Origin of the sequence: Sungkyunkwania multivorans (genome assembly GCF_042675645.1) — a bacterium.
Taxonomy (GTDB): Bacteria; Bacteroidota; Bacteroidia; order Flavobacteriales; family Flavobacteriaceae; genus Sungkyunkwania; species Sungkyunkwania multivorans.
The window spans coordinates 107,584-123,881 of record NZ_JBHTJH010000002.1 but is presented as its reverse complement, the minus strand read 5'-3'; the positions used below and the strand labels follow the sequence as shown (position 1 = coordinate 123,881).

19 protein-coding genes and 1 rRNA gene are annotated in these 16,298 nt (G+C 41.3%); 8 read left to right on the top strand and 12 right to left on the bottom strand.

Features of this window, described 5'->3' with window-relative positions; translation table 11 throughout:
- Positions 1-103 (top strand): 5S ribosomal RNA (gene rrf, locus ACFQ1M_RS01940); the annotation flags it as partial.
- Between the two features lie 482 nt (positions 104-585).
- On the opposite strand, the gene ACFQ1M_RS01935 is transcribed toward rrf, so the two are convergent.
- The gene (locus ACFQ1M_RS01935; RefSeq protein ID WP_386403044.1) at positions 586-1,086 is read right to left on the bottom strand and encodes a hypothetical protein; all 501 of its coding nucleotides are present in this window, start codon (positions 1,084-1,086) and stop codon (positions 586-588) included.
- Between the two features lie 278 nt (positions 1,087-1,364).
- On the opposite strand from ACFQ1M_RS01935, the gene trhA reads away from it, so the two are divergent.
- Positions 1,365-1,994 (top strand): PAQR family membrane homeostasis protein TrhA, encoded by a 630-nt coding sequence (gene trhA / locus ACFQ1M_RS01930; RefSeq protein ID WP_386403041.1) that lies wholly within the window; start codon positions 1,365-1,367, stop codon positions 1,992-1,994.
- On the opposite strand, the gene ACFQ1M_RS01925 is transcribed toward trhA, so the two are convergent.
- The 3 genes from ACFQ1M_RS01925 to ACFQ1M_RS01915 are packed head-to-tail and all read right to left on the bottom strand — an operon-like array spanning position 1,991 to position 3,822.
- Positions 1,991-2,419 carry a DUF4268 domain-containing protein gene (locus ACFQ1M_RS01925; RefSeq protein WP_386403038.1) on the bottom strand — a complete coding sequence of 143 codons (429 nt, stop codon included), beginning with the start codon at positions 2,417-2,419 and terminating at the stop codon, positions 1,991-1,993. The two genes, trhA and ACFQ1M_RS01925, sit on opposite strands and share 4 nt — an antisense overlap.
- Positions 2,420-2,421: 2 nt before the next feature.
- Positions 2,422-3,090 carry a ZIP family metal transporter gene (locus ACFQ1M_RS01920; RefSeq protein ID WP_386403035.1) on the bottom strand — a complete coding sequence of 223 codons (669 nt, stop codon included), beginning with the start codon at positions 3,088-3,090 and terminating at the stop codon, positions 2,422-2,424.
- Positions 3,091-3,822: a class I SAM-dependent methyltransferase gene (locus ACFQ1M_RS01915; RefSeq protein WP_386403032.1), complete on the bottom strand. Its 732-nt coding sequence runs from the start codon at positions 3,820-3,822 to the stop codon at positions 3,091-3,093.
- 57 nt (positions 3,823-3,879) lie between these two features.
- Between ACFQ1M_RS01915 and ACFQ1M_RS01910 the strand changes: the two genes are divergently transcribed.
- Positions 3,880-5,046: a THUMP domain-containing class I SAM-dependent RNA methyltransferase gene (locus ACFQ1M_RS01910; RefSeq protein ID WP_386403030.1), complete on the top strand. Its 1,167-nt coding sequence runs from the start codon at positions 3,880-3,882 to the stop codon at positions 5,044-5,046.
- A 134-nt stretch (positions 5,047-5,180) separates the two neighbouring features.
- Positions 5,181-5,411 (top strand): hypothetical protein, encoded by a 231-nt coding sequence (locus ACFQ1M_RS01905; RefSeq protein WP_386403027.1) that lies wholly within the window; start codon positions 5,181-5,183, stop codon positions 5,409-5,411.
- Here the strand turns inward: ACFQ1M_RS01905 and ACFQ1M_RS01900 are convergent, their stop codons facing one another.
- Genes ACFQ1M_RS01900 through rlmD form a run of 3 tightly spaced genes read right to left on the bottom strand, consistent with a single transcriptional unit; the run spans position 5,412 to position 8,092 of the window.
- Positions 5,412-6,122 carry a DUF6048 family protein gene (locus tag ACFQ1M_RS01900; RefSeq protein ID WP_386403024.1) on the bottom strand — a complete coding sequence of 237 codons (711 nt, stop codon included), beginning with the start codon at positions 6,120-6,122 and terminating at the stop codon, positions 5,412-5,414.
- On the bottom strand, positions 6,103-6,636 hold the full coding sequence (locus tag ACFQ1M_RS01895; RefSeq protein ID WP_386403021.1) for a DUF6452 family protein: 534 nt from the start codon (positions 6,634-6,636) through the stop codon (positions 6,103-6,105). The genes ACFQ1M_RS01900 and ACFQ1M_RS01895 overlap by 20 nt, the downstream gene beginning before the upstream one ends.
- Before the next feature lie 43 nt (positions 6,637-6,679).
- Positions 6,680-8,092, bottom strand: coding sequence for a 23S rRNA (uracil(1939)-C(5))-methyltransferase RlmD (gene rlmD / locus ACFQ1M_RS01890; RefSeq protein ID WP_386403018.1), 1,413 nt, complete (start codon positions 8,090-8,092; stop codon positions 6,680-6,682).
- A 114-nt stretch (positions 8,093-8,206) separates the two neighbouring features.
- Here rlmD and ACFQ1M_RS01885 point away from each other — a divergent pair, with 114 nt between their 5' ends.
- The 3 genes from ACFQ1M_RS01885 (at position 8,207) to rocD (ending at position 10,570) form a co-directional block, all read left to right on the top strand.
- Positions 8,207-8,764, top strand: a complete 558-nt coding sequence (locus ACFQ1M_RS01885) for an RNA polymerase sigma factor (RefSeq protein ID WP_386403015.1) — start codon at positions 8,207-8,209, stop codon at positions 8,762-8,764.
- Positions 8,754-9,140, top strand: a complete 387-nt coding sequence (locus ACFQ1M_RS01880) for a DUF6768 family protein (protein ID WP_386403012.1) — start codon at positions 8,754-8,756, stop codon at positions 9,138-9,140. Before ACFQ1M_RS01885 ends, ACFQ1M_RS01880 begins: the two co-directional genes overlap by 11 nt.
- A gap of 152 nt (positions 9,141-9,292) precedes the next feature.
- On the top strand, positions 9,293-10,570 hold the full coding sequence (rocD, locus tag ACFQ1M_RS01875) for an ornithine--oxo-acid transaminase (RefSeq protein WP_386403009.1): 1,278 nt from the start codon (positions 9,293-9,295) through the stop codon (positions 10,568-10,570).
- A gap of 174 nt (positions 10,571-10,744) precedes the next feature.
- Here rocD and ACFQ1M_RS01870 read toward each other — a convergent pair whose 3' ends face one another.
- Positions 10,745-11,512, bottom strand: a complete 768-nt coding sequence (locus ACFQ1M_RS01870; protein ID WP_386403006.1) for a TIGR03915 family putative DNA repair protein — start codon at positions 11,510-11,512, stop codon at positions 10,745-10,747.
- Positions 11,509-12,798, bottom strand: a complete 1,290-nt coding sequence (locus ACFQ1M_RS01865) for a putative DNA modification/repair radical SAM protein (protein ID WP_386403003.1) — start codon at positions 12,796-12,798, stop codon at positions 11,509-11,511. The genes ACFQ1M_RS01870 and ACFQ1M_RS01865 overlap by 4 nt, the downstream gene beginning before the upstream one ends.
- A gap of 87 nt (positions 12,799-12,885) precedes the next feature.
- Here ACFQ1M_RS01865 and ACFQ1M_RS01860 point away from each other — a divergent pair, with 87 nt between their 5' ends.
- On the top strand, positions 12,886-13,683 hold the full coding sequence (locus ACFQ1M_RS01860) for a LexA family transcriptional regulator (RefSeq protein ID WP_386403000.1): 798 nt from the start codon (positions 12,886-12,888) through the stop codon (positions 13,681-13,683).
- Positions 13,684-13,838: 155 nt separating this feature from the next.
- On the opposite strand, the gene ACFQ1M_RS01855 is transcribed toward ACFQ1M_RS01860, so the two are convergent.
- The 3 genes from ACFQ1M_RS01855 to ACFQ1M_RS01845 all read right to left on the bottom strand — a co-directional run bounded on the left by ACFQ1M_RS01855 (position 13,839) and on the right by ACFQ1M_RS01845 (position 16,296).
- On the bottom strand, positions 13,839-14,159 hold the full coding sequence (locus ACFQ1M_RS01855; protein WP_386402997.1) for a CCC motif membrane protein: 321 nt from the start codon (positions 14,157-14,159) through the stop codon (positions 13,839-13,841).
- Between the two features lie 4 nt (positions 14,160-14,163).
- Entirely contained in the window at positions 14,164-14,394 is a 231-nt protein-coding gene (locus tag ACFQ1M_RS01850) for a DUF2752 domain-containing protein (RefSeq protein ID WP_386403059.1), read from the bottom strand.
- An 81-nt stretch (positions 14,395-14,475) separates the two neighbouring features.
- Positions 14,476-16,296 (bottom strand): T9SS type A sorting domain-containing protein, encoded by a 1,821-nt coding sequence (locus ACFQ1M_RS01845; protein WP_386402994.1) that lies wholly within the window; start codon positions 16,294-16,296, stop codon positions 14,476-14,478.
- Positions 16,297-16,298 lie beyond the last annotated feature (2 nt).

The following is a 16,298-nucleotide window of genomic DNA, read 5'->3' as shown; positions in this document are numbered from 1 at the left end:
CGATGGCGGCGGGGCTCACCCCTTCCCATCCCGAACAGGGCAGTTAAGCCCGCCAGCGCCGATGGTACTGCCTACATGGTGGGAGAGTAGGTCGCCGCCTTCTTACAAGGACCCAACCTGACAACAGGTTGGGTCTTTTTTATTTGGTAGATTCCCAAAGTGAGTTTCCTTCACTTTGGAATTTTTTCTGCTTCTGAGAATGAGTATCAGATAATGGCGACTGCTCGCCGACAAAAAGAAGGATATCATTGATATTGCTTGTACTCAAGGTGCGTATTCTGCCCAAAACATGAATAATTCTTATAGCTATGTACGCTTCACTATAAATCATTTAGTAAATAAGGAGTCTGTATCTTTTATGGAACTCAGCCAAATCAACTGAAAAGGCTTTTTTAGAGAATTAGACCGCACATACTTTAAAATCCTACTTCGATTGAATCATAAGGGGTATTCGCGCCAGGGATAGAACGACCTGTCGGAGCTCCTATGAACGGATAAGTGAAGAGAGCGACAAGTGATAGCCCGACCCAATATCGTAGATATGGGTGGCGCCAAAAAGAAAGAAAACTTGAGCCTAATATACTTTTATAGAATGGTGCTGAATGCCGTGACGAAAAAGATTCCCAATATAGAGAATGCTGTGGCCAGTGCATATAACTTCTTGCGCAGCGAAGATGTCTTTTTTAGCAACGATTGATGCTCTAGAAATCGATATTCCTTGTAGAGCGTCTCGTAGTTAAAAGCAATGGCTCCAATAACCGCGATCCCAATAAGAATTGCCTTGCTCAATGCAGCACCAGTGATTGCGAGAAAAATATTGATGGCTGCATAATGTAGCATAAAGGCTAGAAAGAACATTACCGTGTCCGCGATGATGCGATTAGACATCTCTATCGGATTTACAAGCTCTTCTAAAATTCCTTCTTCTTCGATATTCACATCGGTCTGCTCGTAGTACTCTTTACCATCCTTTAGTTTGATAAAGACCAACACAGGTTGTACGATGCTCTTTGCTATGAATGTTTCTAGCTTAAAAATGTTGAAGTGAAGTAGATTCCAGAAGAGGGCAATGTTTCTTGTAATCATTTTAGCAGGTTTTTAGGTGATCAACTTTTTGAATCACGTTGTAAAAGTATAATCAGTTGGGGCAAATAACTAATCGTATGGTATAAACGTAGTTATTATTCACCTAAACGGGAAAAAATTGTTGTCAACCTGCGAAATTGGTATGGGAAAAGTTGAAGAAAATCTCGTGCTCGCGCTTTACCGATTTTTTTCGCTTTTCAACGCCGTGAGAATCATCTCATAGGAATCGATTTTGTATGGAATAATTGTAATTTTGTCTCCTTAAATATCTTAGGACTATGGATGTCATACAAAGTAGGCGCGAGGAGCTATGGAATGTTGTTTCACATGCCTTGGGCATAATATTGGGGGTTGTGGGATTGATACTTCTATTGGTCAATGACAATGGACGCACTGCTTTCAGTACCTTGAGTATCTTCCTCTATGCGCTTTCTATTATCATTTTGTTCTCTGCATCCACCATCTACCATGCGGTGACCAGCATTCGACATAAGCGAATTTGGCGGAAGATCGATCATATCAGTATTTACTACTTGATCGCAGGTACCTACACACCAGTTGCATTGATAACCTTGGAAAGTGGTCCTGGTTGGACCATCTTCTGGATCGTTTGGATCATCGCTATCGTGGGAACGTTCTTAAAGATCTTCTTTACGGGGCGATTTGAAAAGCTATCGTTGTTTCTTTATTTGGCCATGGGATGGCTCATTATCTTTTATATCCGGGATGTTATGGAGGTGTTGTCATCATCAGGTCTGAGACTGATGTTGCTCGGCGGTATCTTTTACACACTTGGCACCATCTTTTATGCGCTCAAAAAGATGCGCTTTCATCATGTGATATGGCATTTCTTCGTTTTGGCTGGTGCCGTGAGCCATTTTTGTATGGTATTCTATGAGGTGATCTAAGTCTTGATGACATCTTTGTATTCTTCAAAGAATATTTCGAATTGTCGCATGTGATGATTGAAGAATTCCATGACATCCCTCCAAGTATCCTTATTGTGGATACTTACCTTCTTATCCAGCTGTACATAAACCCTTGATATCTCTTTACCGTTTTCTAAAAAATAGACATCCTCAAAAACCGCATTTGGCAAAAATTCTAGCAATATTGACTTTAAGGAAATGATCTTTTCCCAGAGATCGATCCTGTTTTCGAGATTCTCATCTTCTATATCGAGCAATACCATTGCCGTCTTTCGATCAAAATAGAACTTGAACGAAAGTCCTTTTATCTTCGTATTATAAAGTATCCATTTTCTAGGGAAGGATTTCCCAAAGGAGGTCCAAAATTCCTCTCGCATCAATCTGGATTCTTCTTTACTGAACATCGTCAAAGGAAATAGGCAATAATAATGGCCGTCACGATCACGGTCATTTTTGCAAGGTTAAATTTATGCCCCTCGGTACTTTCAAACAAGATGGTCGTGGAGATATGGAGGAAGATCCCGATCACCAAAGCACTAATGAGATTCTGATAGTCGTTTATGGCTTCTAAAGTATTCAAATAGCTGCCTAATGGCGTCATAAAAGCAAATAACACCAAAAATATGATGGTTTGCCACCTTTTGATGTTGGAGTTGAAAAAGAAAGTAGTGAGTATGACGGCAACAGGTATTTTGTGAATGACTATGCCCAGCACCAAATTGTCATGCGTCTTAATTGGGAATCCCTCTAGAAGGGCGTGAATGCTTAAACTGATGAATAAGAGCCAGGGAAAGCTCATCTCATGTTGGTGGATGTGTACATGACCATGTTCTGCACCCTTAGAGAAGAACTCCAGAAAAATTTGTAAAAGGATTCCTAACATGATAAATAGGCCAACCTTTCCTCCATTATCACTAAAGACCTGCGGTAACATTTCAAAAACCGTTATGGACAGCAAGAATGCCCCGCTAAAGGCCAATAAAAGCTTTAGGTTCTTTTTCTTGGAGGGTTTGAAGATCAACACAAAAAGAAATCCTATCAATACGGCGAATATGGGGAGTATGTATATGCTCATTTATTTGAATATCATCACCAATCGCTGTGATGTATCTGCGTCGAATTTGTTCAATTTATAATCGCCAAAGATATCTAAAAGATCAATATTGGCTTGTTCGAAATACTTTTGAAAGTCTTCCAATGTCAAGGCCTTCACCTTTTCAGTGAAGAAAAAGTCATCACCATCTATATTGAACCTTATTTCTTTTACGATATGACCGTCTGCCACAAATCGCTTTAGGTAAAAGTTGATGCCTTCTACCGTCTTTACTTCTTCAGGAACCAAATGGGCGATCACATATTCCACGTTCATAAAGTCGATAACGGCAAAACCATCATCACTTAGATCACATTTAATAGCCTTGAGGGCATTAAGATTGTCCTCTTCATTTTCAAAATAACCAAAACTGGTAAAAAGATTAAAAATGGCATCGAACTGTGCTCCTAGAGGAACACACATATCGTGCTCTACGAAATGAAGAGTGTCGTTTTCAAATTGCTTTGCATATTCGATGCTGCTCGGTGATAGGTCAGCACCAATGACATCGTACCCAAGCTGGTTGAGATAAATGGAATGACGACCCTTTCCGCATGCGAGATCCAGTACTTTTGCCTGTTCGGGAAGGTTCAGGTAATTGGTAAGCACATCCATAAACTGGTGTGCCTCTTTGTGATCTCTGTCTTTGTAAAGGATATGGTAATAGGGAGTGTCGAACCAAGAGGTATACCAGTTTTTCACTTCTTTTTGCATAGTCGTTTTATGATGGTGCTAAATTAAAGTATTTTTGCAAGGCAATAGACGTAAGTGATGGGAAATAATTTTAAGATGGTGGCGAAAACGATGCATAGTTTTGAGCCGCTTTTAGCTAAAGAACTTAAAGACCTTGGAGCGATGGACGTGCAAGAAGGGGTTCGTAATGTGAGCTTTGTTGGTGACACCGGTTTTATGTATAAGGCGAACTTATGTCTTAGAACGGCCATTAAGATATTGAAACCTATCAAATCCTTTAGGATAAAGAATGAAAAAGAATTATACGACGCGGTGTATCAAATGCCTTGGCATTTATATATGAGGCATGACCAGAGTCTTTCCATAGATGCTACGGTACATTCCGATTATTTTAAGCATTCAAAATTTATCGCACTAAAGACCAAGGATGCGATCGTAGATAAGTTCAGAAATACCGAAGGTAGGCGTCCTAGTGTAGATCTAAAACATCCCGACCTTCGAATCAATGTCCATATTCAATATAGCGAATGCACCATCTCCCTAGACAGTTCGGGACAGTCTCTGCACCAACGCGGATATCGGACGGCGACCAATATCGCTCCAATCAATGAAGTATTAGCTGCGGGCATGCTCTTACTAAGTGGTTGGGACGGGCAATGTGACTTTTTAGACCCTATGTGTGGGAGTGGTACCATCCCCATTGAAGCGGCGATGATCGCCTGCAACATCCCGGCGAATATCAACCGACCAGAATTTGCCTTTGAAAAATGGGAGGATTATGATATGGATCTCTTTGAAAAAATTATGGAATCTAGTTTGAAAAAGACCAGAGAGTTCCATCATAAGATCGTTGGCTACGACAAGGCCCCCTCGGCATTTAGAAAAGCTAAGGACAACGTTCGCAATGCCAATTTGAGTGAATATATTACCCTTGAGAATAAGAATTTCTTTGAAACCAAGAAGGAGGATGAGGATTCGAAATTACATATGGTCTTTAATCCACCTTATGGTGAGCGCTTGGATATCGATATGGAATCTTTTTATGGTGATATAGGAACCACTCTCAAACATGGATACCCGAACACCAATGCCTGGATGATCACTTCGAACATGGAGGCGTTGAAGCAGGTTGGATTGCGACCTTCGAGAAAGATCAAGCTCTTTAATGGAAAATTAGAGTCTCGATTGGTCAAATACGAAATGTATGCAGGAAGTAAGAAGGCCAAGAAGAATCAGATCACTTAGTTGAAAGCCGAAAGTTGAAAGTTGAAAGTTCGTGTTTGAAGGATAAAGTTCTTGACACTATAATGTTTAATATTACATCTTATTTTGAGTAGTTTTGTTTCAAGCAATTCAAAATAGCTAACTAAATAATCCCCATGAAACCTCAGGTAAAAGCAACCTTATTGAATCTTCTCTGCGCAGGGATCCTCTTTGTGATCTTCATGTACGGAATAGGATCGTTACTCGCGCTCCCATACATCCCATTATTATTTGGATCGGCCGTCTTGGCCAGTATCTTAACTCCAAAATTTGGCGTGGTCAGAACAAAAGAGGGAGAGAAGGTGGTGATGAAATGGTTTGGTTATACCAACCATCCTCAAGATTAGTTATTTCTTCTTCTTGTAGATGGGTATCAAGTACGAAATGGTGTAGTTGAAGCTCGCTCCAAACGAGTTGTCTGATGTCACTTTATTGAATCCAGGAATATAAAGGTTGTCGAAAGTACTTGGTGCGGTATCAGACAGTAACGAATGCAATCTTGCACTGGCGCCTATATATAGATTATTGAAAGTCTCTACTTTAATTCCAAAGACAACTTCGATCCATTGTCCACTGAGACCATCGTATTCTCCAAGAATATCGGGGTCGGCTCCTAAAAGGCCGCCTTCACCCCATGCTTGATCGATGGTGTAGATCTGATAGCTATTCAAGGTCTGCTTGTGGGTGCTTATTCCAAAGCGAAGTCCGCCGTAGATGGCGTTCTCCATTCCCATCCAATTTTCATAGAAGTTATAGTCAAAGCCCACCTTTATGTAACTTCCCGTTGTGGTATAGTTGAGTCGATCGTCATTCTTGGTGCGTTCTTCGCTACCCAATTCAGCAGCAATATAGAATTTTCTGGAAATTCGATAATCACCGACGATTTCAAAACTGGAATAATCATCATCTAAAAAAGTCCGAGTTGGACGTACTATATCTGCTCCAAGGCGGATGCCATATTTTTCTTTGTAGGCGATACTGTCTCTCTCCGTTTCTTGTGCGAAGCTACTGGTGACAACCAAAAGGCAACATAAAAGACTAATGAAATATCCTGACATGAGCTGCATTTTGATTGTTGATAAGTCCGTCATTTTCTATAAGGGTATCACTGATCCAGTTGTCACCATCATCTATGATCACAACACCAGCGGTGTTGTCGAGATTATAATTAGCGATAAACCCACAGGCGCGATTTAAGAAAACCTCTTGCGTCATATAATTAAAGGTGAGGGTGTCTCTATTTCCTTGTTCTGGGGCAGTATCGGTGGCAGCCACATAATCTTTGATGAATATGAAACGTGTAGTATTCTGAAACACCCGAAGTGGCAATGCGATGGAATCTGAGGCTGCAGGCGTGAATGCGGGCTCCAATTCGGTATCATCATCATTGAGGCCTACCACCCGAAGTCCAGAAACTGGCTTGATCAAACTTGTATCTGATGCATCATAGAATCGTAAGATCATCAGTGGAGTCGTGGGAGTTTCCTCTGGGCAAATATCATCGCGTTCACATGAGGAGAACATGGTAAATCCTGCGACAATGACCATTATCAAAAAAAGAATTTTCTTCATATTCAAAAAGATTCCCGCCAACGCGGGAATAGCATAACATTGTTTATCTCTTCTCCAAAAGTACAACATTTTCCACATGATAGGTCTGAGGAAACATATCTACAGGCTGTACTTTGGTCACTTTATATTGTTCGTCCATCAGTGCCAGATCTCTAGCCTGTGTGGCACTGTTACAACTTACATAGACGATCCTTTTGGGAGCGATATTCAGTATTTGCTGCACCACCTCCTTGTGCATGCCATCGCGGGGAGGATCGGTAATGATCAAGTCGGGTCGTCCGTTGGTCTCAATAAAATCCTTATCAAAGACCTTTTTCATATCACCTACAAAGAAATCAACGTTTTCTACACCGTTTAATTGTGCGTTCTCCTTGGCGGCTTTGATCGCATCAGGAACGATCTCCACTCCGATGACCTTCTTGGCTTTTTTAGCCACGAATTGGGCGATGGTGCCCGTTCCTGTATATAGATCATAGACAAGCTCATCTCCTTTGAGCGAAGCAAAATCCCGGGTCACTTTGTACAATTCGTATGCCTGCTTAGAGTTGGTCTGGTAGAAGGACTTCGCATTTATTTTGAATCTAAGATCTTCCATTTCCTCGAAAATATGGTCGCGACCCTTATAGCAGATCACCTCTTGATCATAGATGGTATCATTGCCTTTTCCATTGATCACATATTGAAGGGATGTAATTTGTGGAAATTCGGTGGAAATATGGTCCAGTAGTGCTTCGCGTTTTTCTTTATCCTCTTTGAAGAATTGAATCAATACCATGATCTCTCCAATAGAAGAGTTGCGAATCATCAACGTTCGCAAAAGACCTGTTTGATTTCGGGTGTTGAAGAATTCTAACCCATTATCGACCGCATATTGCTTTACCGACAATCTTATAGCGTTCGACGGGTCGGCCTGTAGATGACATTTTTTAATGTCTAGGATCTTATCCCACATTCCTGGTATGTGAAAGCCTAGAGCGTTTCGATCGCCCAGATCTTCTTCGCTTTTAATTTCTTCTTCGGTCAGCCAGCGGCTGTCAGAAAAAGAAAACTCCATTTTATTTCGATAGAAGTACTGCTCCTTCGAAGCTAGAATTGGTTGCATCTCCGGTATTTCGATTCCCCCCAAACGCTTTAGGTTATTCTCCACTTCCTTCTGTTTGAAATATAGTTGATTTTCATAGGACATATGCTGCCACTTACAACCACCGCAAACACCAAAATGTTGACAAGCGGGTTCTGTGCGTCTGTCTGAAAGCTTGTGAAAAACAGTGGCCTTTCCTTCGTAGTAGGCGCGTTTCTTTTTGTGGGTCTGAATATCCACCACATCGCCAGGGACGGCATTGGTGAGAAAAATGACTTTTCCATCTTCGGTTTTCGCGACAGCCTTGCCCTTGGCGCCAGCACCAACGACTGTAATATTTTCAAAAATTCTTCTTCCTCTGTTTTTTCTGCTCATGGCGCAAAAGTAGCTATTTTGTTCGTAGTTTGATACCATATACCACCGCCTTCAAAAAAAAAATGGCATAAAAGGGAACCTTTTCAAAATGCAGCTGTCTATAGAATAGAAATAATGAACAAGCCTGAAAAAATAGTGGATTCTATGTTGGTGTTGTCCTATCAATCGGGCAACGACAAGGCATTGGCTCTTTTAGTGAGGAGATGGCATAAGAAGCTTTGTAAACAGGCCTACTGGTATACAAAAGACAGCCATGCTTCCAAAGATCTAGCACAAGATTCTTGGCAGGCGATCATAAAGAATGTCCATAAGCTGAAAGACACGCATCAATTTGGTAGTTGGGCGATGACCATAGTAACGAGAAAAGCAATCGATCATCTAAAAAGTCAGAAAAGATCGAATAACAATTTCGATGTTCAAAATTTTTCCTCGGTAGAGAAGGAAATGGAACCAACAACAGAGGGCGATAATGACCTGCAAAAGGTAAAAGTGATGTTGAAGCAATTGCCAGATGAAAAGCGGGTCATCCTCACATTATTTTATATTGAAGAGTACTCCCTGCGAGAGATAGGCGAAATTTTGAATATTTCGGTAGGAACAGTAAAGACAAGGCTCTTTAGAGCTAGAGAAAAATTAAGGACAATCATTAAAACAAAGCATTATGAAAAGTGAGTTAGAAGATATTGACAAACTAATAAAAGAGGCACTAACAGAAGAAGAGGCAGCCTTCTATGATGAACTTGAAGAAGAGAATCTTATCAATAAGGTCATTGGTGTCCACCGAGGAAAAATAGGCTGGCTTGTGATCATTATGACGATCGTTCATGTAGTTGTCTTTGGTCTGTTCATATACTGTCTGGTTCAATTCCTAAATGCGGAAACCACTGAAGAGCTGATCAAGTGGTCTGCTGCCGGGTTTTTAAGCCTCTTGCCCACGGCAATGATAAAGCTATTCAGCTGGATGCAAATGGATAAGCGCGACATTCTTCGAGAACTGAAAAGACTTGAGCTACAAGTTGCTGCACTTGCTTCAAGAGAGAAGAAATAAGGCGCTTTTTGAATTTTATAATTTGCATGTAGAAATTTCTTTTTTTCAGCTAGATATTTAGTAATTTGCGAACTCTACACGGATGATTTCTCTCCTCCCGTACTATCGGAAAAGAAGGAATTACTGAAGTTTCATTTAAAGGAATTTTAATCATGTCGGTTTTAGAAAAAATAACCTCTAAAGATGCAATGGCATTGGAGGAAAAGTACGGAGCACAAAACTATCATCCGCTTCCTGTGGTCTTAAGCAGGGGAGAAGGCGTATATGTGTGGGATGTAGAAGGAAAGAAATATTATGATTTTTTATCTGCTTATTCTGCGGTGAATCAAGGTCATTGTCATCCTCATATCATCGCCGCGTTAAAGAATCAAGGGGAAAACCTTACGCTGACCTCACGAGCATTCTACAATGATATGCTTGGGCCTTATGAAAAATACGTGACCGAATATTTTGGTTTTGATAAGGTGTTACCTATGAACACCGGCGCAGAGGCAGTGGAGACCGCAATCAAATTAGCTCGAAAATGGGGCTATGAGAAAAAAGGGATTCCAGCAAATCAGGCAAAGATCATCGTATGTCAGAATAATTTTCATGGTCGTACCATTACGATCATTTCTGCCTCCAATGATCCCGTAGCAACCGAGAACTTTGGTCCTTTTACTCCTGGCATAGTCTCTATCAGATATAATGATCTTGGAGCATTGGCTGAAGCGCTTAAAGATGAGCATGTAGCTGGTTTTTTAGTGGAACCTATTCAAGGTGAAGCTGGCGTTTATGTACCAGATGAGAATTATATCAAAGAGGCATACGACCTCTGTAAATCAAAAAATGTGCTATTCATTGCCGATGAAGTGCAGACCGGAATCGCTCGTACAGGGCGTTTGTTGGCTACCTGTGGCAATTGTAGCTGTGTAGATAAGAACTGTAGCGGTACACCCGACGTAAAACCTGATGTCCTTATTTTGGGCAAGGCCATCTCAGGTGGAGTTCTTCCAGTTTCTGCGGTGCTGGCAAACGATGAAGTTATGGAGGTCATTCGGCCTGGAAATCACGGATCTACTTTTGGTGGTAATCCTTTGGCCTGCGCAGTTGCCATGGCAGCTTTGGAAGTGGTGAGAGATGAGAATCTTGCCGAAAACGCCGAAGAATTGGGTCAACTATTTAGAGCGGAAATGCAGAAATTGGTAGCGACGAGCAGTTTGGTTCGTCTGGTACGTGGTAAAGGACTCCTCAATGCTATTGTGATCAACGATTCGGAGGATAGTTCAACGGCTTGGGAAATTTGCGTGGCCCTGAAGGAAAATGGACTTTTGGCAAAGCCTACCCATGGGAACATCATTCGTTTTGCACCGCCATTGGTCATGACCAAGGAACAATTGCTGGATTGTATTTCGATCATCAAAACGACCATCACGTCATTCGAAAAATAAAGGTCGAAAGTATAGACGTCAAAAAAGCCGCTCCAGAAAAATAAACAATGTCATTGCGATTCGCCACAGGCGGAGAGGCAAGCTGTTTAACAGCTGTCGAAATGCAGATTACTTCTGCCGAAGTCTCGGCATCGTAATGACGTTTGATTTCACTTTTAAGTGGCTTTTTTATTTCTAAATAGGAGATTTTTCACTGAGGTATCGCCAATATCTTTTAGGGACATGCTGTAAATGAAGTTTGTTGTTCTTCCGAGAAGGAATATTGGTACTTTTAAAATAATTCTTCCATAATTCTTGAAAAGCGAGCTCATCCTCGGTGAAAACATCAAGTTTTGTCGTGATCAGCGCATTTTTATCAGCAACCTCCAATGTTACCTGTTCTACGGTTTTTAGATCGTAATAAGCGCCATAGTTTCGCTTTAGATCATAGATCAACCATTTCTGATCCGCGTATCTATTCTTGAAATGGGCAATGTTTAGAGGCAACACATTAAAATCGGGCGCTATGGTTGCAAAATAGATATCATCCTTTGTTCTTCTGAAGCGAATAAAAGCATCCATTCGATGTTTTTCACGCCCCACCATTTTTACCGTCTTGGCAATGTCCAAAATGATCGGATCGGCGAAATCTTGGTCAATCTGTTGCTTCTCCGCAAGTGATCGCCTAATAAAGTGAAGCAGTTTGTTTTCGATGCCAGGAAGTTCACTTAAAAAAGCGCGGTAGCAATTGGACCTTCCACGCGAAGAGCACTTTTTTGAAATTCCCCTCCACACGCGAATGGCTTTCCGCTCTTCTGTCATCACTTCAATGGTCTCATCGAAGAAGGTCTCCGTCGACCTTAGTTTAGGCTGGATGGAAACTGCGCCCAACCGCTGCTCATAGATATCAAAAACAGCACTAAGGAATCCGTCGAAGGTACCATCGTAATTTAGATTGGTCATCTTAAGATGGGGGTTTGATTTGCTGAAAAAAGGTTGAGTTGAGCGCTATTGTGAGTCTTTTGGAACTTGCTGCTGGAGTTGGACAAGATCAGGCTCTTCAGTTGGGCGGCCGTTCTATCTTTGCGTTCGAAATCACTTGAATCGCACAAAATAAAATATTTAGCTCTATTCATCGCGATACCAATGGCCTTTAGATGTTCCCAATTTAATCTACGATACCGCCTGGCGTGGAGAATTTTTGAGACAGATCTCATGCCAACACCGGGAATTCGAGCTAAACTTTGTTTGTCGGCACGGTTGATGTCGATTGGAAAAAGGTGTAAGTTTCTCAGCGCCCAACTCAATTTAGGGTCGATATCGCTGTCCAAGTTGGGATGTTCCTTATTCAGCAATTCCCGAATATCAAAACCATAAAAACGCAATAACCAATCGGTTTGATACAATCGGTTTTCGCGAAGCATGGGAACTTCTGTCCCTATCGACGGAAGTCTGGAATCAAAGCTGATCGGAATATATCCGGAATAGTATACCCGTTTCATCCCGAACTTCTTATAGAAATAGGACGAAGTGTACATGATCTCGGCATCCGTTTCCCCAGACGCCCCAATGATCATTTGAGTACTTTGTCCGGCAGGAGCGAAGCTCGGGGTGCTCTTGAAAAGTTTCTTTTCGTTCTTATATTTAATGATGCCGTTTTGGACTGTCTTCATCGGTTTGATGAAATCTTCTCTTTTTTTATCAGGAGCTAAAAGCTTCAACCCTTTTTCTGAGGGAATTTCAATATTCACCGAGAGTCGATCTGCATATTTCCCTGCTTCTTGCATCAATTCATCACTAGCGCCGGGAATGGATTTTAGATGGATATACCCGTTGAAATTTTCTTCTTCTCGTAATTTGCGCGCTACAGCAACCAATCGTTCCATGGTGGTATCGGCACTTTTGAAGATACCGCTGCTTAGAAACAGTCCTTCGATATAATTTCTGCGATAAAATGCGATGGTAAGATCCACGACTTCCTGTACTTTGAAAGCCGCTCTTCTGATATCATTACTTTTTCGGGTTACGCAGTAGGCACAATCAAAAATGCAATGATTGGTCAGTAGGATCTTTAACAGCGAAACACATCGACCATCCTCTGTATAGGAATGACATATCCCCATTCCTGAACTGTCCCCGAGGCCTTTATCCTTATTAAGCCTCTTACTTCCGCTTGAGGAACAGGATACATCGTATTTGGCGGCATCAGCAAGGATAGACAATTTCTCCTTGATTCGATCAAAGTTCATAGAGCGCAATTTTTGGTTAAATTTATGGAAATATTCCAATATTATGGAATATTTCCTATATTTATTGCATATTTTAAAATGTTAAGGATGAAATCAGGGATACCAATCGAAGCCAGGCGCTTTAAACAAATACGGGAAGAGCGAGGTTATACGCAGCAGTCCTTTGCCGAACTACTAAATATTGGCTCGAGTACGGTTGATATCGAACGCGGGAAGACCAAAATTTCTGGATGGATCGTGGCAGCGCTATTGGATCGCTATAACTTGAATCCTTTGTGGTTGTACGGTAAAAGTCATATCAAAGAATTGACCGTGTCATCGGTAGATGTAAGTCCCAAGGTGATCTGTTTGGACACCAACGATAATGACTCCATATTGTTGGTCAATCAGAGAGCTGCGGCGGGGTATCCACAAAACATACACGATGTGTCTTGGTATGATACCTTACCAGCGTTCAATATTCCTTTACCCGAATATAGAAATGCAACGTATCGAGGTTTTCAGGTGGAAGGTGATAGCATGCTTCCAAACATAAGGCCTAGGGAGTGGGTACTTGGAAAGGCTGTGGCCAATTTTTCAGAAGCGAGTGATGGTAAGATCTATATCGTAGTGCTAAAGGATTCCGTGCTGGTGAAAAAACTGCAAAAGAATCAACTGAATCCTGCGCTAGCGACCTTGATATCATTGAATAAGGAATATGCGCCCTATCCCATAAAGGTTGAAGATATTCAAGAACTTTGGATGGTGAATAGCAAACTTACTTTTGGAATTGACGAGCCGTCGGATAGTTCGCTTTTAGAAGAACTAAGGGCTTCTATGGAAGAATTGAAAAGTAAGATCAACAAGTTGGAGGTTTCCTACAAGGGCCCGGAGCTTTCTCAATAGCTCTATTGTTTAAATCCAAGCATGATGTCTTTTCGTGAGGAATTTTTTCTTATAGGTATAGTTCAGGGAATCAAAATCGAAAAGACCTGAATGAACATATATTAAAAAAGCCGCTTTATGAGCGGCTTTTTAATTATCGTGATAGTGCGGGTCATTTACTCCACGCCATACTGCTCCATGATCTGTCGCTGTTGCTCCATAATTTCGTCCCAACCAACGGTAGAGATTCTATAAATAGACCATCCGATATACAATATGTTGATGATCAAGATCACCAATGCGATCGTCTTTGCTGTATTCATCGCCTTTACACCTTCAAATTGATCTGGATTTTCATTAGCTTGTTTCAATTTGCCTTTGGCAATAAAGAAAGCGATGGCAGAAGGGATTACACCTACTCCAAGACAGCAGCAAAGTGGGAGTCCCAAAATTGCTAAGACGTAAACCAAAGTCGGATTCAGTTTTTGTTTTTCCATGGTATTATAATTGATTAGTTGTTAATTTAAGTATGAAATTGCCCGCAATGAGTATGACATTGATAATTACGAGACTAACGATTATTTTATTCGCATGCCTGATCTTCATAAAAGAATTGAAAAATATGAACAAGGCGAAGATGATCAGCGTATAAATGGCAGGGTACATTTTAAAAGCAGCGATGAATTCGCCTTGGAAAAGCAACGCAAATGCGCGTTGAATTCCGCAGCCCATGCAGTCTACCCCAAACATTTTTTTGTTAAGGCAGGGCAGCATATAGTCTTCGATCTTTAAAAATACGGCCAAAAGGTTAGATTACTTTATAAGTATTTTTTTGGCTAATGTAACATTTTCTTTCGAAGAAACATAAGCAATATACATGCCTGCTTGAAGATTTTTGGTAGAAATTTCTAGGATATCCTCGCCACCACCTTTGTTTTTAAGAACTCGTTGCCCTAAACTATTGAATAGTGCTATAGATTTGATATCGATCTCTCCATTGCTCTTAATGACCAATTTCTTTTCAACATTGTCATGGATAACGCTTATTTGTTCATCAAATTTAACGTCCTCTGTACTTAAGACCCTATCGTTTGCTGTTAGCGTTATGCTAAAGCGATCGTTAAGCGTACCGCTGGGAAGTGCTATTGAAAAAATTCCTTCTCTAATATCGGTGTAACTATCCTCTAAAGCATCATACAAGTAGATCCCTTGGTCTTCTGGCAAGTGCTTTACATCTCCTACCTTTATATCGATAGTAGCGTTGGTGCTGGCATCGATTCCCAAGGGAACTTTTTCCTCAAGATCAAATGCAGTTGATTGAATTGTATATTTATTTTCGGCAATGGCAAAGTAAGCATCTATCGCTAGTGCGTCCATCAGTTTTCCATCGGCCCCAAAGTCATGATCAATACTTGTACCGTTTCTGTATGCAAGGGCCAATTCTCTGGTGTAGGTGTTATTGATGTTGATGAGTACGTAAATGGTTGGTACTTCCAATATCTCTATTTCGTTAAGGTCAAAGGTACCATCCTTTGTCATAAGCAAGTGTTCTTCCATATCGGTATCCTCATCAGAAATACCTCGATGAAACACAGAAAATGGACTGGACTCTTTGTAATAGACGCGATGCGAATTATTAAGTGTTACTGTAGCATTTGCTGTGCCTTCTATCATAAACCCTTGTCCAATGGGGGCGAATCTTCTTTCATAGGCAGAGCTGCCAAAGTTCCCCGTATTGCCAACGGCGTTCCCGTCAAAATCATAAGTAGCGTAGACCGCACGTGCAAACGTTCCGAGGTCGATTGGCATAAGGCTTGTCGATCCTGGCACCCAAGTGCCATAACCTCCTTCATATTCATTAAGATAATGAGAACTTCTTACTGCTTGATCCCAATAATAGACCGTACCATTTGTGTTCGAATTGAGCGGGTCCAAAATAAAAGCAGCAACATCTAATGCGGATGGATATGGATTCCCTGTCAGCGTAGAGGCGCCAGTTCCCACATTTACTGTGATAGTTCCGTCGTTTGGCTTTCCTCTAAAGTCGTAACGCTGATTGCTCCCTACATTGTTCGGGCTTGTACCTTGTGTTCCCTTCATGGTAAATCCAAGACCAGCTGGCACATTGGAAGCGCCGCCGATGAAATTCCAATCACTGTAGGTCGTTCCTGCCTCGTAGGTATATATCCATCTCGAAGATATCGCCAATGGATCTGCCTGTCCTTCAAATGAACCTGTTATAACGGCCGGTGTAAAACCAGTGTCCGCATCGGCATCGGCAACGTTTCTGTCGGCATCATTTAATAGCCCGATCCCGAAATTTTCATTTCCTGCTGCTGCCGAAGGATTTCCTACGGGCGAACTCCAATAATTATATTCGTATGCCCCGCTCGTTCCTTCCTGATAGACAGACAGCACTCCTGCTCCTTCATTTGCGCTCACACCGGCAGTGCCCTGGATGAGTTGACCTTCATCTCTAAGAAAGAATTCGGCATTATTTTGTAAATTTAAATAACTACCATTATAAACAACTTCATCATTTACATAGATGTAATCGTTGGCACTGACGTATATTTGTGAAAATGTAACGGTAGGAATAACCGTGGCGATTAAAATAAGTAGTTTTAACTTCATGA